The organism is Priestia sp. AB (assembly GCF_028369225.1).
Classification (GTDB): domain Bacteria; phylum Bacillota; class Bacilli; order Bacillales; family Bacillaceae_H; genus Priestia; species Priestia megaterium.
Map to the genome: position 1 here is coordinate 336,619 of NZ_JAQMYN010000005.1, position 20,689 is coordinate 357,307.

The 20,689-nt window shown below is 38.4% G+C and carries 17 protein-coding genes and 1 riboswitch; of the genes, 13 read left to right on the forward strand and 4 right to left on the reverse strand.

From position 1 onward, the window contains the following. Window positions 1–3: 3 nt before the first annotated feature. Both POF52_RS17760 and POF52_RS17765 read left to right on the forward strand, forming a co-directional pair. Complete coding sequence (locus tag POF52_RS17760) at window positions 4–591, forward strand: histidine phosphatase family protein (RefSeq protein ID WP_013081957.1); 588 nt, start codon at window positions 4–6, stop codon at window positions 589–591. Window positions 592–951: 360 nt separating this feature from the next. After that, window positions 952–2,271 (forward strand): aspartate aminotransferase family protein, encoded by a 1,320-nt coding sequence (locus POF52_RS17765; protein WP_016763219.1) that lies wholly within the window; start codon window positions 952–954, stop codon window positions 2,269–2,271. 169 nt (window positions 2,272–2,440) lie between these two features. Then, window positions 2,441–2,540: riboswitch (SAM riboswitch) on the forward strand. Window positions 2,541–2,783: 243 nt separating this feature from the next. Here the strand turns inward: POF52_RS17765 and POF52_RS17770 are convergent. Together POF52_RS17770 and POF52_RS17775 are read right to left on the reverse strand one after the other, a co-directional pair. After that, entirely contained in the window at window positions 2,784–3,413 is a 630-nt protein-coding gene (locus POF52_RS17770) for a hypothetical protein (protein ID WP_034654018.1), read from the reverse strand. 53 nt (window positions 3,414–3,466) lie between these two features. Beyond that, entirely contained in the window at window positions 3,467–4,036 is a 570-nt protein-coding gene (locus tag POF52_RS17775) for a YkoF family thiamine/hydroxymethylpyrimidine-binding protein (protein ID WP_016763222.1), read from the reverse strand. 520 nt (window positions 4,037–4,556) lie between these two features. Between POF52_RS17775 and POF52_RS17780 the strand changes: the two genes are divergently transcribed. The 3 genes from POF52_RS17780 (at window position 4,557) to POF52_RS17790 (ending at window position 9,014) form a co-directional block, all read left to right on the forward strand. Continuing rightward, entirely contained in the window at window positions 4,557–5,900 is a 1,344-nt protein-coding gene (locus POF52_RS17780) for a 5'-deoxyadenosine deaminase (protein ID WP_271993744.1), read from the forward strand. Window positions 5,901–6,510: 610 nt separating this feature from the next. After that, window positions 6,511–7,836 (forward strand): NCS2 family permease, encoded by a 1,326-nt coding sequence (locus POF52_RS17785; RefSeq protein WP_016763224.1) that lies wholly within the window; start codon window positions 6,511–6,513, stop codon window positions 7,834–7,836. A gap of 146 nt (window positions 7,837–7,982) precedes the next feature. Then, window positions 7,983–9,014: a LacI family DNA-binding transcriptional regulator gene (locus tag POF52_RS17790; protein WP_013081964.1), complete on the forward strand. Its 1,032-nt coding sequence runs from the start codon at window positions 7,983–7,985 to the stop codon at window positions 9,012–9,014. Window positions 9,015–9,038: 24 nt separating this feature from the next. On the opposite strand, the gene POF52_RS17795 is transcribed toward POF52_RS17790, so the two are convergent. Beyond that, a complete protein-coding gene (locus POF52_RS17795) occupies window positions 9,039–9,596 on the reverse strand; it encodes a shikimate kinase (RefSeq protein WP_013055659.1) in 558 nt (185 codons plus the stop codon). 547 nt (window positions 9,597–10,143) lie between these two features. On the opposite strand from POF52_RS17795, the gene POF52_RS17800 reads away from it, so the two are divergent. The 3 genes from POF52_RS17800 to aroD all read left to right on the forward strand — a co-directional run bounded on the left by POF52_RS17800 (window position 10,144) and on the right by aroD (window position 14,235). Continuing rightward, the gene (locus POF52_RS17800; RefSeq protein WP_271993747.1) at window positions 10,144–11,574 is read left to right on the forward strand and encodes an aldehyde dehydrogenase family protein; all 1,431 of its coding nucleotides are present in this window, start codon (window positions 10,144–10,146) and stop codon (window positions 11,572–11,574) included. Window positions 11,575–11,625: 51 nt separating this feature from the next. After that, on the forward strand, window positions 11,626–13,383 hold the full coding sequence (locus POF52_RS17805; protein ID WP_271993749.1) for a thiamine pyrophosphate-binding protein: 1,758 nt from the start codon (window positions 11,626–11,628) through the stop codon (window positions 13,381–13,383). Window positions 13,384–13,449: 66 nt separating this feature from the next. After that, window positions 13,450–14,235 (forward strand): type I 3-dehydroquinate dehydratase, encoded by a 786-nt coding sequence (gene aroD / locus POF52_RS17810; RefSeq protein WP_271993751.1) that lies wholly within the window; start codon window positions 13,450–13,452, stop codon window positions 14,233–14,235. Between the two features lie 38 nt (window positions 14,236–14,273). On the opposite strand, the gene POF52_RS17815 is transcribed toward aroD, so the two are convergent. Then, window positions 14,274–14,450 (reverse strand): YvzF family protein, encoded by a 177-nt coding sequence (locus POF52_RS17815; RefSeq protein WP_271993752.1) that lies wholly within the window; start codon window positions 14,448–14,450, stop codon window positions 14,274–14,276. 200 nt (window positions 14,451–14,650) lie between these two features. Between POF52_RS17815 and treP the strand changes: the two genes are divergently transcribed. The 5 genes from treP to POF52_RS17840 all read left to right on the forward strand — a co-directional run bounded on the left by treP (window position 14,651) and on the right by POF52_RS17840 (window position 20,686). Then, on the forward strand, window positions 14,651–16,114 hold the full coding sequence (treP, locus tag POF52_RS17820) for a PTS system trehalose-specific EIIBC component (protein WP_025749687.1): 1,464 nt from the start codon (window positions 14,651–14,653) through the stop codon (window positions 16,112–16,114). Window positions 16,115–16,129: 15 nt separating this feature from the next. Further along, window positions 16,130–17,815, forward strand: a complete 1,686-nt coding sequence (treC, locus tag POF52_RS17825; RefSeq protein WP_271993754.1) for an alpha,alpha-phosphotrehalase — start codon at window positions 16,130–16,132, stop codon at window positions 17,813–17,815. Between the two features lie 88 nt (window positions 17,816–17,903). Further along, a complete protein-coding gene (gene treR, locus POF52_RS17830; RefSeq protein WP_013081972.1) occupies window positions 17,904–18,620 on the forward strand; it encodes a trehalose operon repressor in 717 nt (238 codons plus the stop codon). A gap of 355 nt (window positions 18,621–18,975) precedes the next feature. Beyond that, window positions 18,976–19,698, forward strand: coding sequence for a 5-oxoprolinase subunit PxpB (gene pxpB / locus POF52_RS17835; protein ID WP_034654004.1), 723 nt, complete (start codon window positions 18,976–18,978; stop codon window positions 19,696–19,698). After that, window positions 19,688–20,686, forward strand: coding sequence for a biotin-dependent carboxyltransferase family protein (locus tag POF52_RS17840; protein WP_271993757.1), 999 nt, complete (start codon window positions 19,688–19,690; stop codon window positions 20,684–20,686). Before pxpB ends, POF52_RS17840 begins: the two co-directional genes overlap by 11 nt. Window positions 20,687–20,689: the final 3 nt, after the last annotated feature.

Genomic DNA, 20,689 nt, shown 5'->3' on the forward strand with positions numbered 1-20,689 from the left:
ACGATGCTTTACTTAATTAGACACGGCCAAACAGATTGGAATAAAAACAAACTTATTCAAGGGCATGCTGATATTCCGCTCAACGAAGCGGGAAAGCAACAAGCTAAACGCGTAGCGGAACGTTTTCGAGATATCCATATTGACGTAATCTATACAAGCGATTTGCTTCGTGCGCAGGAGACGGCTAGGGAAATTGCAGCAGCTGCTAAAGTAGAAAAAATTGAAGTTTGTGAGCAGCTGCGTGAGCGCTCTTTTGGAGAACTAGAATCAAAGAACGTAGAAGTTTTGCATGAGCTTGTGCCAAACTATGTAACAAATTGGGGAGAAGAACCTTTATATAATATCGAAACACTCGAAGCCGCTCAAGAACGGATGGTTCGGCGGTTAACGGAAATTATGAAGAAGTCTATCGGAAAGAAAGTAGCAGTTGTTAGTCACGGGGCGGCAATTAATACATTCATTCATCATGTAACAAGCGGAGAACAAGGAACGGGGACTACTATTTTACAAAATACATCGATTACAACTTTTGCTTATGAAAGTGGGAAATGGCGTCTTGAAACGATCAATGATGCCAAACATCTTGAATAAATATACTTAAAGAGGCTGTGGCAGTAGTATTTTAGTTGAGGGAAAATCCGAACGATTAATCGTTCGGATTTTTTTATGGTGATGGTGAACGTAGCTTTCATATATGTAAGTACTTCTAGCTGTTGATTGGAGGGAAAGGCGAAGGCTCCTGCGGGAAAAGTGGAAGGGATGAGACCCCGCATATTAATTTTATATATAAATATTTATACAATTGATTTTAATAAAAATGCATAGTAAAATAAGTTTTATTACTATTCTATTAAAGCGTTTAGTATAACTGAATTTCCTAATATTGTTTAATAAGTAACTATATTTCGGAATAAGATTAATTGATTTGTATAATTTCAAGGAGGATGTAGTATGTCAAAAGATTGGAGTCACTTATTTGAAAGAATGCCTGAATTGCTAGCACCGACGATGGCTAAAGACCATCCGAATTTGCCCGTTGTGAAAGAAGAAGGATGCTATTATTATGGATTGGATGGTAAAGAATATCTCGATTTTACTTCTGGAATCGCTACGACAAATGTAGGACACAGACATCCGAAAGTAGTAAAAGCAATCAAAGACGGAGCAGATCAATTATTGCACGGTCCTTCAGGTGTTATTATGTACGAATCGATATTAAAGTTAGCGGATGAGTTAGGAAAAGTAACGCCGGGCAATTTAGACTGCTTTTTCTTTGGAAATAGTGGCACCGAAGCAATTGAAGGAGCCTTGAAATTAGCGAGACATGTCACAAAGCGTCCGTATGTTATTTCTTTTTTAGGGTGTTTTCATGGCCGCTCGATGGGAGCTTTAAGTGTTACAACCTCGAAAAGCAAATATAGACAATTTCAGCAGCCTTCGGGACTGACGTATCAAATTCCATATGCCAATCCAAAAGAGTGCCCTGCGGAGCTAGACAGCGATGTGTACTTTCCTGAAAAGCTTGAAAAAGATTTTGAAATACTCTTTAAGCACCAAGTCACGCCTGAAGAAGTGGCGGCCGTTATTTTGGAACCAGTATTAGGAGAAGGCGGCTATATTATTCCTCCGAAAAGTTGGATGAAGAAATTAAGAGAGATTTGTGATCGTCACGGAATATTACTTATTTTCGATGAAGTCCAAACAGGGTTTGGCCGTACCGGCGAATGGTTTGCTGGACAAACGTTTGATGTCGTGCCAGATATCATGGCTATAGCAAAAGGAATTGCTTCTGGAATTCCGCTTAGTGCAACGGTAGCTTCTCAAGAATTAATGAAGCAGTGGCCCCTTGGCACACATAGTACAACATTTGGAGGAAATCCTATTGGATGTTCAGCAGCCCTTGCAACTCTTGAAGTGATGAAAGAAGAACAACTGCTTGATAACACAAGAAAAATGGGCGCTTATGCGTTAGAAAAGCTGCATCTTTTAAAGGACAAACATTCAGTTATTGGGGATATCCGTGGTTTAGGGCTTATGATTGGAATTGAAATTGTTAATCCGGATACGGGAGAAGGAGATGGAGACGCCTTATTTGAGATTCTGGACTTAGCTTTAGAAAAAGGCGTGTTATTTTATTTTTGCGGAAATGCAAGTGAAGTTATTCGTATGGTACCTCCGCTTACTGTAACAAAAGAACAGATAGATGCCGGCATTCGTATGCTAGATGAGGCTATTACTTCTTTTGAGAAAAAGTCAGCTGTAAAAGCGTGATAAAAAAATATAAAAAATTTATATATTTGTAACCTAGTTGTCATAGTAATGGTAGCGATATCATAGTTTTAGAGGGAAAACAATTTTCTGAAAAGTAGTTGACATCTGTTTGTGCAGCATGTAACATAATATTTATCTTATCAACAATTATCAACAAAATTCGACAAACTTCTTATCAAGAGAGGTGGAGGGATAGGCCCTTTGAAACCTCGGCAACGGACTTTATAGAACCGTGCTAACTCCCACAAGCAGTGCTTGAAAGATAAGAAGAGACCAGGCTTACTAACAATTGTGATCCCAACCTCTTCTTACAGGCACTTAGACACTGTAAGTGGAGGTTTTAATTTTATGACAAGAAGATGACATTTAGATAAAAAACAGCAGGTGAAATTACCTGCTGTTTTTATATGCTGTAAAATGATAAATAACCTACCAGAATTCCTAGTGAAAGTACTCCAATTGTAATACCAACAATCCACCACATCATTTTTTTCATTATTTATTCCTCTTTATCAATTAACTATAGCTGTTGATCCGCCTGAAGCGCCGGAAGCTGTACCGTAAGCAGTTTGTCTTTTAATTCCGGCATTTTTAGCTGCAATTTTCCACTGCCAGTCAATTTGCCCGTAGGCTCGATTATTTTGCACCCAAGATTTTGAACTCTTTTTTGAAATAGACACAAGGGGGTTTACATTTTTCGTGACGACGCCTCGTACACTTTTGACTGAAGTCACCGATGAGTTTTTCGTGTAATAGTCTACATACACCGTTAGTTTTGTTGTTGTAAATCCAGCCGCTTTATAAGAAGCCGTATAAGCTGCTGTTTTGAATAAAGGTGAAGCCGTTCTTGCTCCGTATGCTGCTGTACTTGCAGCTTCGACCGTGCCGCTAGTCTCTTCAATATCCATTTTTAACAGAGATGGATCCTTTAGTGATTGTACAACTTTTTGTTTTTGCTGACGCGACAGTTTTGAAAATTCATACAGTGAACTTTTATCACTTTGCGCTTTCAAGAACTGCGTGTAAGAAGCAACCGTTAAATGTGCAGGTTTTTCACTAGCCATAACAGAGTTTGGCACGACTAATAGACATAATAACGCACTTATCAGGAAAAAAGAAAAAAACGTTCTGTTTGTAGCCATATTTATATAAATCCTTTCTAGTATTCTATCTTTATAAATAGATACGAAGTAATTTATCGTTTTGAAGAAGGACTGTGTGCTGACATATTAACTGTCATCACGACACGAGCTTGCTGTACAGATTTCATAAAACATTCGTATAGAGAAGCGAATACTTTGTCCACATCTCCTTCTAAAGCTGTTGCAAAAGGCACGGTTTCAGCAAATACTCCCTGTTGTTTAACTGCGCCAATTCCGCTTTTGATGATGTCTACATAATGCGGCGTATCTAATGGATACAAAGAAAATTGAGTGGATACAGGGAACGAAGCACAAAGCTGTTGGTTTGAAGACGTGTTTTCTTTTGGTTTTATTTTTGTTTCTTCGAAATATTCTTCGTGCTGCCCTGTTGAAAACGTGGCATTCAGCACAATATGCTTTCCTGATTTTCCAGCACTTTTATAAACGGCTTGCACAACTTCAAATACATCTTTGGCAGTTCCTTCAATAAACGTACTAACACGGTCCGTTTTTCGCTGAACTTTAGACATATCCACTTCGTTTAATGCGCCTAAAATAATATCGATAAAGTTATCACTCATAACGGAAAGCGTAAAACGGCAGCCAACATTTATTTTTTCCAAGTTAATCACCTCTAAAATATAGATTTGTAGTTTTTTAATCATACAAATCATAAAATAACTTTTCTGTTTTGTATAGAAACAGAAGATAGATTCTTTATTTTTAGGAAATATTACATAGAAGAAACGAAAATAAATTGCATAACATGAAAAATAAGGGTGTTAAGAAAAGTCACATAATAAAAAAGAATAAAAAAACAATGTTAGAACTTCTGACAAAAAGCTGGTATATAGACTGAAAACACCATATTATAAATACAAGATCACATTATTCTCCTGCGATTTCGTATAACCTCTTGAAAAAGGGACTTGGGATTTTATCATAAATCCAACCTCCTAGCTGTATAATCAGCTAGGAATTTTTTTTACCCAAACTCTCTATCGCCCATGAGGTTACCTACACTTATTCAACTCAGAGCATACACCATATATATAAGACCAGTGTAAGAAAGATTGCTTGAAGATGTTAGTGTTCGGCTTGAGCTAGAAATAGATAGATGTTACGAAAGAGGGGAAAGAAGGTATGACGCACACATTAATTAAAAATGCAGAGATTATTACGATGAATGAGAAGAATGATATTATTTACGGTGACCTTTATATTGTTGGAAATCGTATTGCAGCCATCGGGAAAAACCTGCATCCGGAAAAGGTAGATAAAGTCATTGACGCAGCAAATAAAACGATTGTGCCGGGCTTTATACATACTCATATTCATTTATGTCAAACGCTTTTTAGAGGGCAAGCAGATGATTTAGAGCTGCTAGACTGGTTAAAGAAGAAAATATGGCCGCTTGAAGCTTCACATGATGAAGAATCTATCTATTATTCAGCACTGTTAGGGATCGGCGAACTCATTCAAAGCGGAACTACAACAATTGTAGATATGGAAACTGTTCATCATACGGACTCTGCTTTTCAAGCTATATCTCAAAGTGGAATCCGAGCTCTTGCAGGAAAAGTAATGATGGATAAAAAAGGCGATGATCTGCCAAAAGCTCTGCAGGAGACAACGGCTGACTCGATCAAAGAAAGTGTAGAGATGCTTGAAAAATGGCATAATTCAAATAACGGTCGTATTCGATACGCATTCTCCCCAAGATTTGTGCTGTCGTGTACGGAAGATTTGCTGCGTGAAGTGAGCCATTTATCAGCTGGATATAATGTCCATGTACATACTCATGCTTCTGAGAATCAAGAAGAAATTCGCATCGTAGAAGCTGAAACGGGTATGAGAAATATCATGTACTTAGATCATTTAGGATTAGCCAATGAACGCCTTATTTTAGCGCACTGTGTGTGGCTAAATGATCAAGAAAAGCAAATTATTAAGAATCAAGGAGTAAAAGTTAGTCATTGCCCAGGCTCAAACTTAAAACTTGCATCGGGAATCGCAGATGTGCCCGGTTTATTAGAGCAAGGTGTATTTTTAAGTCTTGGCGCTGACGGTGCTCCTTGTAATAATAATTTGGATATGTTCAACGAAATGAGGCTGGCCGCTACAATTCATAAACCCTCGCACGGACCAACGGCCATGAATGCAAAGCACGTGCTAGAAATGGCTACAATCGGCGGAGCGAAAGCAGTCGGGCTTGAAAAAGAAATTGGAAGTTTAGAGGTCGGGAAAAAAGCGGATCTTGCTATTTTAAATTTAAATCAGCTTCATACTTTTCCATCTTACGGCGTAGACCCTATTTCCAGAGTTGTGTATTCAGCAACGCGAGGAGATGTAGAATTAACGATGGTTGATGGAGAAATTGTGATGGAAAATCGCGTGTTAAAAACCATTGACCAAGGAATTGTGCTGAAAGAAGCAAATCATTCGATTGATCGTCTTTTAAAAAGAATCCCGCTTTTGATTTCATAAGATGTAAAACAAAGAAGAGGCTGGAATAAAAGTATTTTAACAAAAGTAAAACTCGAATTATTAATCGGCGTTATTGATTAATAATTCGAGTTTTTGTTGTCAAGGTGAACGTAGGTTTCATCTGTTTAGTTGCTTCTAGCTGTTGATTGGAGGACAAGGCGTAGACTCCTGAGGGAAAAGCGGAAGGAATGAGACCCCGGCAGGAGCATAGGCGACAAGGAGGCTCATCCCCCGCCCTCGGAAAGCGAAGCCTTGCATGAAGATCAACAGCGGTGTCACAAGCAGTCCAGATCATTTATCCAATTTGTTCGTCTTTAAATGGGATTTATTTAGTTATGTCTTAATCTCTTTTTTGTATAAATGAGTAAAAAGAGTACTCTTGCACCAGACTAAAAAGATAAGAGAAATAAATTTTCAAAATTCCAAACTAACGGAAGATAAAAATTTTTATATTGATAGCGTTTTCTACCTTTGCATATCTACAAATTAAGACTATAATAGGACAAAAGATTTTACTTTGCAACGTAAAATCCTCCTAAATCGTGTCTTTTTTAGGACATTTGAATAGGTAGGATTTTTTATTTTTTTTAGAAGTAGGGAGGCGCGCGTGTTGGAGCGTAACGGAATATTAGAGCGCTTGTTTAAACTATCAGAGCGCAACACAACACCAAAACAAGAAATACTAGCAGGACTTACAACTTTTATGACGGTCAGTTATATGGTAATTGTCAACCCCATTATCATGTCTGACGCCGGTATCCCCCGAGAAGCGGCTCTTGCAGCTACCATTTACGCCATTGTATTTAGTACGTTACTGATGGCTCTGTGGGCAAATTTCCCGATTGTAACCGGTCCAGGGATGGGTTTAAATGCGTTTTTTACGTATTCAGTAGTATTAGGACAAGGATTGTCATGGCAAACGGCACTTGGAGCAGTTTTTATATCCGGGGTCTTATTTTTTGTTTTAACGGTAACAGGAATACGCGGAAAGATTATTGATGCCATTCCGAACGTATTAAAGTCTTCCATAGCAGTTGGAATTGGTCTTTTTGTTGCGTTTATCGGTTTGAAAAACGCTGGATTAGTTGTGGCAAACGAGTCTACTTTTGTAGGGCTTGGAAATGTCATGGATAAGGGTCCCTTACTGGCTATTTTTGGGCTGATATTAGCAGCTGTACTGATGGCTAAAAATGTAAAAGGCGCTCTCATTATAAGTATTTTTGCTACGACAATATTAGCGATGATTGTAGGAGTACAAGCAGTTCCTCATTCCTTGAAAGACGTCTTTTCAGCTACGCCGCCGAGCGTTGGAGAAACATTTTTTCAAATGGATTTAAAGGGTGCAGTTGCCTACGGCATTTTTTCAGTTGTATTTTCTTTCACCATCGTAGAATTATTTGATACACTAGCGACATTGATTGGACTATCTAAAAAAGCAAACTTAGTAGATAAAAACGGTAAAATTCCAGGTTTAAATCGCGCGCTTGCAGCAGATTCAATCGGTACAATGGCGAGTGCTATTTTTGGAAGCACTGCGTTAAATACGTATATTGAAAATGCAACAGGTATTGCAGAAGGAGGGCGTACCGGCTTAAAGGCATTAACGGTTGCCATCTTATTTATATTTACTTTGTTTTTTGCACCGCTTATTCAATTTATCCCGAGCGTTGCTACTGCTCCAGCACTCATTATTATTGGTTCGCTTATGCTAAGTGACATTCGAAACGTTAACTTCGACGACTTTACTGAAGTTGTTCCCGCTTTCTTAACAATTGTCATGATGCCGTTAACCTACAGCATTGCAGAAGGTTTAGCGTTCGGCTTCATTTCATACACAGCGATTAAACTGTTTACAGGACGTCATCGCGAAATTCATTGGATGATGTATGTGATCACGATTGCCTTTTTTATCAATTTTTATATGAGTTCGCATTAGGAAGAAAAGACGTAGCCCCACGCTGCGTCTTTTTTTGTTACTGATTCCTTGTCAGAGAACATCGTGAAAGGATGAAGCTTTTCTTTTATTTTAGATAATTGTAAAATAATTATAAAAGGTGCGTTATAAAGGGTTGGTGGAATAAATTGAAACAAAGTAAACGCAAACGTGTAACCTTACAACAAGTGGCAGAACACGCGGGAGTATCTCGAGCTACCGCTTCGCTTATTGTGCGAAATAGTCCAAGTGTTTCTGAAAAAACAAGGAAAAAAGTTCTAGCTTCGATGAAAGAGTTAGGATATGTATATGACCGTATTGCAGCAAATTTAAGATCTCAAACTTCATCAACAATCGGAGTTATTATTACGGATATATCTAATACGTTTTTTACAGAATTGTTAATTGGAGTACACGAGGAGCTCGAGAAAGACGGATATACGGTGTTTTTAGGTACAACGTTTGATTCGGATAATCGACAGGATCAGCTGCTTTCTACGATGCTAGAGCATCGGGTAGGAGGCATTATTTTATGTCCTGTTGCGGGTACATCGGAAGATACGATAAGAAAAATTCAGCATTTAGATGTTCCTTCAGTACTAGCAGTAAGAGAATTGCCTGAGGTGGAGTCAGATTATGTAGGGGTAGATTATAGCTTAGGCGTTCAAAAAGCGGTTCAACACTTACTTGAACAGGGACACAAAAGAATCGCATTTTTAGGAGGAACAACCGGTTCTACAACGTGGAAAGAAAGAATGGAAGGTTACCGCTCGGCTTTAAAGAACGCAGGAATTTCTATTGATGAAGAGCTTGTTATTCCGAGCGGTCCGACAAGAAGCGGCGGTGTAGAAGCTGCACGTCAAGTGCTGGACATTTCTGAGCCTCCAACAGCAGTTTTTTGTTTTAGCGACTTAGTTGCATTTGGTGTTATGCAAGGTTTAAAAGAGAAAGGGATTGTTCCGGGAGAGGATATAGCGGTAGTGGGATTTGATAATGTCATGGAATCATCCGTATGTCACCCTACTCTAACAACCGTTTCTTCTTTTGCAAGACAAATAGGAAAAGATGCTGCACGGTGTCTTCATAACCAAATTGTTGATAAAAAAGAACATCATCATCGCATTATTTTAACGCCTCAGTTAGTTGTTCGAGAATCCTCATCAAAAAAAAGAAGCAGTTAATGAACTGCTTCTTTTTTTTGTGAATTATTTAGACGGTTCATAAATATCCCAAGCCATTTTCAAGGAATCAACAATATAATTTGCTACTTCTTCAATATCCAAATTGTCAGTTTCTACTTTGGAGTGGTGGTTGGAATAAATTGCTTGTCGTGTATAAAATAATTCTTCAATATCCTCTAGACTTCTTCCTTGTAAAACAGGGCGACTGTCAATAATGAGACTGATGCGCTCTTTCCATGAGTCCCATGAAAGGTCTAAAAAGAATACAATACAATTTGATAAGCATATTTTTTGAATTTCTTCTTGAAGAAATGCGCCTCCGCCAACGGATATAATTTTTAAACGCTGCTGAGATAACTGGCTAATTACTTCTTTTTCTTTATTTCGGAAAAACTCTTCACCAAACTCTTTAAAGATTTGTGATGTAGGCATTTGAAACATTTTTTCGATTTCTTGGTCTATATCGACAAAATCTCTGTATAATTTCTTAGCGACTAGTTCGCCGATTGTTGTTTTACCTACGCCCATAAAGCCAATAAATACAATGCTTTTTTCTCTAAGAGACATCTCGCTGTAAGTCATTTTTCAAAGCCTCTTTCTGTTTTTAACAATAAAAAACTTATTATTTTGTATTTTAGTTATTAGAATTATAATACAAATTTTACTGTTTGTAAAAACAGTAAAATTTGTATTATGTCCTAAGAAGCAAGTATCAGCTCACGTTTATAAAATTCTTGTTAGTCAACAGATGGTGATACGCTGTAACCAAAACAAATAAGTAATAGTTAAGCTGGAGCATAATCATAAATCTTTGTCATATTGACAGTGCTGCTATCTTACATGCTCCTACAGTGTATGTAAGAAAAAAAAAGGAAGTGAATGTGAAACTACGTAAGCGAGTACAAGCAAACTGGACTCAGGATCAATAAATATTTTTAGAAAATTCTTTAATTTTCTATTGCTAGATTAAAATTTCTGTTGTAGGATTATGATAACGTTTACAAAATGAGTTATTACTTTAAATCAATAGGATTTATAGAAAACTGCATCAAATTTTAGATCGATCTAAATACAAAATTAGATCGATCTAAAAAAACGGTCAGGTCAATTGTTAAAAGGAGAGATCACAATGAGCTTTAGACGAGCAAGACCTTATGTAAATAAAGAATGGCTTGAAGGTAATCGATCAGCAGTAAGTATTAAAAGTCCGTATTCGCAGGAAGTAATTGGTGAGCAAATTATAGCAACGCCAGAAGATGTTGAACGAGCGCTATCAGCTGCCTATGAAGCTAAAAAAACAATTGCGAGTCTGTCTTCTTATGAAAGGGCCAAAATTTTAAAAGAAGCAGCACGGCTTTTGGAAAAGCAAAAAGAAAAGTTTGCTTCTCTCATCTCAAATGAGTTAGGAAAACCCCTGAAGAATACGTTGGATGAAGTATCTCGATCTGTAGAAACATTAGAGCAATCTGCGGAAGAAGCAAAAAGGCTTATCGGTGAAACGATACCAGGAGATGCTTCCGAACGAGGGGGAAAAGCTATAGCTTCCACATTCCGTGTGCCTGTCGGGGTTGTTGCTGCTATTACTCCTTTTAATGCACCTTTGAATTTAGTATGCCACAAAATTGGACCAGCTTTTGCTGCTGGCAACAGTGTTATTTTAAAACCAGCTCCACAAACAGCCTTAGTTGCTTCAGAATTTATAGCTCTATTATTAGAAGCTGGAATGCCTGAATGCGCTATTAATATGGTTTTAGGGGGAGTAGAAACAGGACAGCAAATCGTAAAAGATGACCGTGTAAATATAATTTCTTTTACCGGTGGAACAGTGGCAAGCAGAAATATATGTGAACTGGCTGGAATGAAAAAAGTGCTTCTAGAATTAGGGGGAAATGCTTCAACGATTGTTCATGAAGATGCCGACATTAAGAAAGCTGCTGAAATGTGTGGGAGAACAGGGTTTAGCAACTCCGGTCAAAGCTGTATTTCAGTTCAGCGTATTTATGTACATGACTCAGTTGTTTCTGAATTTACAGAGCTTCTGAACAATGAGGTAACGTCTTTAAAAGTTGGTGATCCTCTGCTGCCGCAGACGGATGTTGGATGTTTAGTAGATGAAAAAGCAGCAAACCGAGTTTTGGCTTGGATTGAAGAAGCAGTCGCTCTAGGTGCAAAGCTGATATGCGGTGGCAAAAAGACAGGGGCTTCTATAGAACCTACTGTTCTATTAAATCCTCCTAAACAAAGCAAAGTGGTGTGTCAAGAAGTGTTTGGGCCTGTGGTGAGCATCATTCCTTATCAAGATATTGAAGAAGCTATTCGGGAAACAAATGATTCATCATTCGGTTTGCAAGCAGGGCTGTTTACAAATCAAATGGATTTAGCTTACCGTGTTGCTGAATCTTTAGAAGTAGGAGGAGTTGTGATTAATGGGACCTCTAATTTTCGGCTCGACCATTGGCCGTACGGCGGGATAAAAGACAGCGGCGTTGGTAGAGAAGGACCTCGATTTGCGATTGAAGATATGACAGAAACAAAAATGATTGTCCTGCAGCTATCGTAGCTGAGTTTATTACCTAAAAAAATATATAGTGAATTTAAAGGGGGATATACAATGGAAAAATTAATATCACATCAATTAGTAAATTATCTTGAGGAACGAGGCATTGAGCATATTTTTGGTTTGTGTGGTCATACAAACATAGCGGTACTAACAGCCTTAGAAGAAAGCAAAATTAAATTTATCAACGTTCGACACGAACAAATTGCAGCGCATGCAGCTGATGGCTATGCACGTGTGACGAAAAAAGCAGCAGTAGTATTAAGTCACTTAGGTCCTGGCTTAACAAATGCTGCTACAGGTGTAGCCAATGCAGCGTTAGATTCAATTCCAATGGTTGTCATCGCTGGTGATGTTCCTACTCATTATTATGGAAAGCATCCGCATCAAGAGGTAAATTTACATGCTGATGCTTCCCAATATGAAATTTATCGTCCATTCGTTAAGCGTGCATGGAGAGTTGACCGGCCAGATTTATTTCCAGAAATATTAGAGAAAGCATTTTTACTAGCGGAAAGTGGAAATCCGGGCCCCGTATTAGTATCTGTACCTATGGATATCTTTTCAAAAAAGATCGATGTTGCTTTATTTGATCGATTGCATCGCCAAACGAAATCTTTGCAAAAACCTTCTATTGATGATGAAACGGCAAAGAGTATTGTACAAAAATTAATTAATGCTAAAAATCCAGTGTTATATGTAGGCGGAGGCATCCTATTAGCAGATGCAGCAAATGAATTAAAAGAGCTTGTGGACCACTTGAACATTCCGGTAGCCCACTCCTTAATGGGCAAAGGAGCACTTCCAGATGATCATGACTTGACTCTAGGGATGACTGGTTTTTGGGGCACGAAGTTTATCAATGAAAAGTGTCGGACTGCTGATTATATTTTAGGATTAGGAACACGATTTGCAGAAGCAGATTCTAGCTCCTGGGAGCCGGAATATACGTTTGATTTTTCAAAAACAAAATTGCTTCATATTGATATTGATCCTAGCGAGATAGGGCGTAATTACCCTGCCGAAATCGGTGCAGTGGCTGATTTAAAACAAGCCCTTAAAGTCTTAAATCGCGTAGCTAAACAGCTTATTCCGGAAGGAGTAAAAAATGAAGCATTAATCAAAGAGATTGCTTCTTATCGTGAAGAGTTTAAAGCTAGCAATAAAGAATATATTCATGACAATTCATTCCCAATGCAGCCGCAGCGAATTTTAAATGAAGTTCGCGAAGTCCTGCCGAAAGATGCCTATATTACTACTGATGTAGGCTGGAATAAGAATGGGGTAGGACAGCAGTTTCCAATCTATGAAGCTGGAAGTATATTAACTCCAGGAGGTTTTGCCACAATGGGATTTGGAGCGCCGGCAGCTTTAGGAGCAAAGGTAGCTCAGCCTGATAAAGTAGTTGTTTCTCTAGTAGGAGACGGGGGATTCGGCCAAAATCCAGCTGTGCTTGCTACGGCAGCCGAAGAGAATATCCCTGTGGTTTGGATCATTATGAACAACTTTGCGTTTGGTACGATCGCGGGACTGCAAAAAGCACATTTTGGAACTACTCTAGGCACGGTATTTGAAAAAGATGGAGAGGTATATTCTCCTGACTTTGCAAGTATCGCTAAAGCTTATGGAGTAGAAGGTATAAAAATTCAGTCAGCCGAAGAGTTTAAACCGGCACTTCAAAGAGCTGTTGCTTCTAATAGACCAGTTGTAATTGATGTGGCGATGTTAAACAATCCTGTACCAACGTCAGGACATTGGAACATCATGGATATTTACTCACCGGATAAGAAAGTACACCATGTATCTGTTTAACAAGTATGGAACAAATGCTGAAATGAAAACGGAAACATTTAACTTTGATAAAAAGGAGCTGTTCCTATGCTAGAACGAGGAGAAGGAGCTCATTCTCCAGCTATTTGTACGCCTTTAGTGGGCAAAGATCGCAAAGAGCTTTTAACAGAGCTAGCGGAAATTCTATTAAAAAAACCGGATATAATTGAATGGCGCTTAGATTTTTACGAAGAAATTCAAGATATAAACAGCGTCCTTTCTGCAGCTAAGGATATATATGAAAATAGTGAGCGCACGCCTATTTTGCTTACTGTACGTTCTCAAAAAGAAGGGGGGCAGCCTATTTCCTTATCAGAAAGGGAAGTAGTAGCCATACTTGCAGAGGTATGTAAGCATCCATATGTAGCAATTATTGATTTTGAAGTATCAAATCAGCCAGAGCATATCCGCTATTTACGTGAAGTTTCCAAGGAAAATAATAAGAAACTTGTGCTTTCTTATCATAATTTTTCTTTTACGCCTCCTAAAGCGGAAATTTTTAAAAGCTTATTTCTAGCTGAATTTTACGGAGCAGATGCAGCGAAAGCGGCTGTCATGCCTCAGAACAATCAAGATGTTTTAACTTTATTGGAAGCTACAAGAGAGGCTGAAAAAGAGCTCACCATTCCTCTCATTACCATGTCGATGGGAGGGTTAGGAGCTATTAGCCGGATCGTCGGGTGGATGTACGGATCTTCTGTTACTTTCGCTGTAGGGAAAAGCAGCTCAGCTCCTGGGCAAGTTCCAATTGATGAATTACGAAAAATAATTCAGTTAACAAAAAAAGTTACGGGTCCTGAGAGCTATTATTCTCATCAAATTGTTTCGATATAAAATAAAAAGCACAAGAGCATGCTATGCTCTTGTGCTTTTTATTTATCCTTTAAATGCATGGAAAGATACACCCGAGTATCTTTTTTGCGCTCGTACTTTGGATTAGCGCTTCGCATATATTCTTTTGACTGATGTTCTATATGGTAGTTCTGTTCAAACTGTTTGATCGCTTCATTAATTTCTTCTTGTTTTCCCATTAATCTTACTTGCAGCATTGTAACGTCTCCTTCCATATACTTTGCTTTTTGACTATATCATGAAATGAAAAAGAAGTAATTTTATTTTTTGTTGACGAACTTGTATATACAGGTTAGAATAAAAACATAAAACTTGTATATACAGGTTTGCGGTGAGATTTATATAGGGGATAGGAAATACAGGAGTAAAATGAAAACGGAAACAAGGGGGAAAAGACATGAATCGAGAATCTGTTGAACGCATTGTAGAAGCCGTTGGCGGAAAAGAAAATATCTCTGCTGCAACGCATTGTGTAACGCGTCTTCGACTTGTTTTAAAAGATGAAGGTAAAGTCAATCAACGTATGCTAGATGAGCACGAATTAGTAAAAGGATCTTTTTCTACAAACGGCCAGTTTCAAGTTGTTATTGGTCAAGGCACGGTTGATAAAGTATATAAAGAAATGGTGGCGCTTACAGGAATAGGTGAACTGTCAAAAGAGGAAGTGAAAAACGAAGCGGCTAAAAACTTAAATCCTCTGCAGCGCGCAATAAAAACATTAGCTGACATTTTTATTCCCATTTTACCGGCCATCGTAACCGCGGGTTTATTAATGGGAATCAATAATGTATTAACAGGAGCCGGAATTTTTTACGATGATAAATCAATCGTAGATGTTCATACACAGTGGAAAGACTTCGCGAGCATGATTAATTTAATTGCCAATACGGCTTTTGCCTTTTTGCCGGCTCTTATTGGATGGTCAGCTGTTACGCGTTTTGGAGGAAGCCCTTTATTTGGAATTGTCCTTGGGCTCATGCTGGTCCATCCTGATTTGCTAAATGCCTGGTCTTACGGAGAAGCATTAAAAAAAGGGAGCATCGATACGTGGAATTTATTTGGTCTGCACGTTGAGAAAGTTGGCTATCAAGGGCAGGTTTTACCTGTGTTAGCTGCTTCGTTTGTGTTAGCAAAAATCGAATTGTTTTTACGAAAACGAATACCGGATGGTTTTCAGCTTTTAATTGTAGCGCCTGTAGCTCTTTTAGTAACAGGGTTTCTCGCTTTTATTGTGATTGGTCCGATTACATTTGCAATAGGAAATGTTATTACAGGTGCAGTTGTATGGCTGTTTAAAACGGCTCCATTTATTGGAGGGCTTGTATACGGAGGCTTATATGCTCCCCTTGTTATTACGGGCATGCACCATACATTTTTAGCCGTAGATTTACAGCTGATTGGAAGTGTAGGAAGTACGTTCTTATGGCCAATGGTAGCATTATCTAATATTGCACAAGGCTCTGCGGCTTTTGCGATAATGATTCTTTCAAAAAATGATGAGAAATTAAAAGGACTGTCTTTAACGTCAGGAATTTCAGCGTGGCTTGGCATTACGGAGCCTGCAATGTTTGGTGTGAATTTACGCTTTAGATTTGCTTTTATTTCTGCAGTGATTGGTTCAGCTATTGCAGGTGTCGTCATATCCGTGGCGGGAGTGAAAGCAGCATCGGTGGGAATTGGTGGTATCCCTGCTCCGTTATCAATTGTTCCGCAGAGCTGGCCAGCTTTTATTATTGGAATGATAATCGTAATTGTGGTGCCGTTTCTTTTAACGTTAACGCTTGGAAAGCTTCAGAAAAAATCAACCGTTACATCAACTGTCGCGGCTACAGAATCGTTTCAACATAATCCAAAGAATTAAATGGTGGTGTTAAAAATGCAAGAACCTTGGTGGAAAAAATCGGTTGTCTATCAAATTTATCCCAAAAGCTTTTACGATACGACTGGCAACGGCGTGGGTGATATAGCTGGCATTATTGAAAAGCTAGATTATTTGAAAAAGCTTGGCGTAGACGTTGTGTGGCTAACGCCAATTTATAAATCGCCGCAGCGGGATAATGGATATGATATAAGTGATTATTTTGTTATTCAAGAAGAATACGGAACAATGGAGGACTTCGATCGTTTAATAACAGAAGCGCATAAGCGGGATCTTAGAATCATCATGGATATTGTCGTTAATCATACGTCAACTGAACATGAATGGTTTCAAGAAGCTAAAAAATCGAAAGATAACCCGTACAGAGATTTTTATATTTGGAAAGATCAAAAAGAAGATGGAAGTGCTCCGACGAATTGGGTTTCAAAATTTGGAGGTTCGGCGTGGGAGCATGATAAGCTGACAGAACAATCCTATCTGCATTTGTTTGATGTCACGCAAGCGGATTTGAACTGGGAAAATGAGCGTGTGCGCCGCAGCGTGTACGATATGATGACGTTTTGGTTTGAAAAAGGAGTAGATGGATTTCGTCTCGACGTTATTAACTTAATTTCAAAAGATCAGCGCTTTTTAGATGATGATGGTTCTATCGCGCCAGGAGATGGACGGAAATTTTATACCGACGGTCCTCGCGTTCACGAATATATGCGAGAAATGAATCAAGAAGTTTTTTCAAAATACGATAGCATGACCGTTGGGGAAATGTCGTCGACAACTGTTGACCATTGTATTCAATATTCTCATCCGGACCGGGGCGAGCTTAGCATGACGTTTAATTTTCATCATTTGAAAGTCGATTACCCAAACGGAGAAAAGTGGGCGCTAGCAGATTTTGATTTTATTAAATTAAAAGAGATTCTATCAACTTGGCAAAGGGGGATGAATAAAGGAGGGGGATGGAATGCACTATTTTGGTGCAACCATGATCAGCCTCGCGTTGTTTCCCGCTATGGAAACGATGAACTCTATCATAATAAATCTGCCAAAATGCTCGCTGCAGCCATTCATCTGATGCAGGGAACACCTTATATTTATCAAGGGGAAGAAATAGGTATGACAAACCCGAAGTTTTCCTCTATTGATGAATATAGAGATGTGGAGTCATTAAATGTGTATAAGATAAAACGTGCACAAGGAATGAACGAAAATGAAATTTTGGAGATTTTAAAACATAAATCAAGAGATAATTCCCGTACACCGGTACAATGGAGCAATGAGCCAAATGCAGGTTTTACAAAAGGAAAGCCATGGATTAATCCGGCCGATAACTACCGTGAAATTAATGTGGAAAAAGCGTTAGATGATGAAGATTCAATTTTTTATTTTTATCAAAAGCTTATTGCACTGCGCAAGCAGTACGAGATTATCACCTATGGAAACTATGAATTGATTCTTGGAGAAGACGAGCAGATTTTCGCTTATATCCGAAATGGAGCAGGTGAAAAGCTGTTGGTGATAAATAATTTCTACGGCAGCGAAACAGCCTTTGAACTGCCAGAAGATATAACTTTTGAAGGATATCATAGTGAAATATTGCTGTCTAACTACAAAGATTCATCAAAGGAATTCAAGCAAGTCTTACTTCGGCCGTATGAATCAATCGTGTATCATTTAAAAAAATAGAGAAAAAAGTAAAAAGAACGATGGGTGACAATCTATCGTTCTTTTTATACAATTGGGTATATATAGAAAGTAAAATAGGTGATGGCAATTGAAAGAAAATAAATTTATCAGTATTTACGAACAGTTAGTCGATAAAATTAAACGTGGTGACTGGCGTCCTAATATGAAACTTCCTTCTGAAAATGAGCTTGTTGAACAGTATCAAACGTCTCGTGAAACGATACGGAAAGCGTTAAATTTACTTTCACAAAATGGGTACATTCAAAAAATGAAAGGAAAAGGCTCATTTGTATTGGACGTATCACGCTTTGATTTTCCAGTATCAGGACTTGTTAGCTTCAAGGAAATGGCGGAAAAGCTAGGACATACATCGATTACTATTGTAAAAGAATTTGAATTAGTTAAGGCCGATCAAGATTTGTGCACACAGCTTGGGGCGACGAAAAAAGATCTTATATGGAAAGTGGTTCGAGCGCGGGAAATCGATGGGGAGAAAATTATTTTAGATAAAGATTTTTTTCATAAAAAGTATGTTCCTCACCTCACAAAAGACATATGTAAAGGCTCTATTTATGAATACTTAGAAAAAGATCTTGGGCTGAAAATAAGCTTTGCCAAAAAAGAAATTTCCGTTGACGAGCTGACGGACGAAGATAAGTGTTACTTAGATTTAAAAGACTATGAACATATTGTGGTAGTAAGAAACTATGTGTATTTAGAAGATGCAAGCCTTTTTCAATATACGGAATCACGTCATCGTCTTGATAAGTTTCGTTTTGTAGATTTTGCTCGCAGGGGTATATAATGTTTTACTGCCCATGAGTTTTTCCTTTTTGTATATGTTTACAAAAAACTGCTTTGGTATAAAAAACAAAGCAGTTTTTTTATGGAGAAAATTGAAAAAACGTCATCCTTTTGACGATAAAACTTTAAAAAGGTTGAATTTTTCTTTGGAGTTTGTTTTAGTAGAACATAAGATTATTTTATATTTGTATAATGTTATCCATACAAGATAGAGATTTATTGTTCTTTTTTTTATTAGATATATAAGGAAATGTTATTTAAAAACAACAATTACATTAGTAATTCTAATGAATGTATCTAACTACAGCATTAAAGGGAGCTGCTCAAATAATACTAAGTAAAAAGGAGGAGACGGAATGAGTCACGATTATCGACTTTATCCTCTTGGTGACAGCGGCATTGTCGTTTCATTTGGAGACGAAATTAATTTCGGCATACATAAACGTATTCAGCAATTTACTGAGGTGCTAGAGCAATCATTATGTAAGGGAATGATTGAATATGTGCCGGCTTTTACAACAGTTACAATCTATTATGATCCTTGGATAATGAGTGAAAAAGGAAGAAGAAATCCTTACACAGCAATATCTATATATATTGAAGAACTGCTTTTCCGCCAGGAAGAAAAATCTGAAGCGGTCGCTAGACAAATTGAAATTCCGGTGTGTTACGGAGGAAAGTACGGACCGGACTTAGAGAGAGTAGCTGCTTTTCATTCATTAACGCCTGATGAAGTTATCTCCATTCATACAAATGGAGAATATTTGGTGTATATGCTAGGCTTTGCTCCTGGTTTTCCTTACTTGGGAGGGATGAGCGAAGAAATTGCGACTCCAAGAAAAGAATCACCGAGAAACAGCATCCCAAAAGGGTCAGTTGGCATCGCAGGAATGCAAACCGGCGTGTACCCAATCGAGACACCTGGAGGATGGCAATTAATCGGGCGTACTCCTCTTACACTATTTAACCCAAAAAATGATTCGCCAAGCTTGCTTCAAGCAGGTGATCGTATCCGATTTGTTTCCATTTCTGAAACGGAATATGAAGCCCAAAAGGAGGTGGATGAAGATGAGTATTAAAGTGATACGTCCCGGTTTATTAACAACGATTCAAGATATCGGCAGACATGGATATCAAAAGGACGGCATGATTGTCAGCGGGGCAATGGATAAAGTTGCTTTAAGGATTGCCAACTTATTAGTAGGAAATCAAGAAAATCAGCCGGTTATTGAAATTACGTTAATGGGACCAAAAATTGAATTTCAGCAAGATGCTTTGATTGCCCTGACGGGAGGGGATTTATCGCCAACTGTTAATGATGAAGCCGTAAAGATGTGGCGGCCTTTATATGTGAAAAAAGGGAGCGTGCTGCAGTTTGGTGTTCCGATTTTAGGATGCCGTTCTTATTTATCGGTTTCCGGTGCTTTTAATGTTCCTGCAGTTATGGGAAGTACATCTACTTCACTCCGCGCTCGGATAGGCGGGCTGCATGGTAAAGCATTACAGTCAGGGGACGAAGTATTAAGCCACCCTCCTACAGAAACAGGAGAAGCAATTATAAAGAAACTGGTGAAAAAGCAAACGGGCCGCTCTTTTCAGCAGGCTTTTTGGACGATTCATCCTAAACTTCTTCCTTCATACGAGACGCCTATTATCCGCACGATGAAAGGTGCAGAATTTGATTGGTTTACAAAAGAAAGTCAACAACATTTCTTTAATCAAGAATTTGACGTTACTCCTCAATCTGACCGCATGGGCTATAGGCTAAAAGGGAAGAAATTAGTTCTTGGTCAAGAAAAAGAGCTGCTCTCTAGCGCTGTGACGTTCGGTACGATTCAAGTACCAAAAGAAGGGCAGCCCATTGTTTTATTAGCAGATCATCAAACCACAGGAGGATACCCTAGAATCGGACAGGTAGCAACTGCAGATTTTTCAGCGCTGGCGCAAATTCCTCCAGGGAAAAAGGTTTCTTTTCAAGCAATTTCACTGGATGAAGCGCAGCATTTATATATGGAGCAGGAAAAGAAAATAAATCATATTAAAAGAGCACTTCGAATGAAAATATAAGGA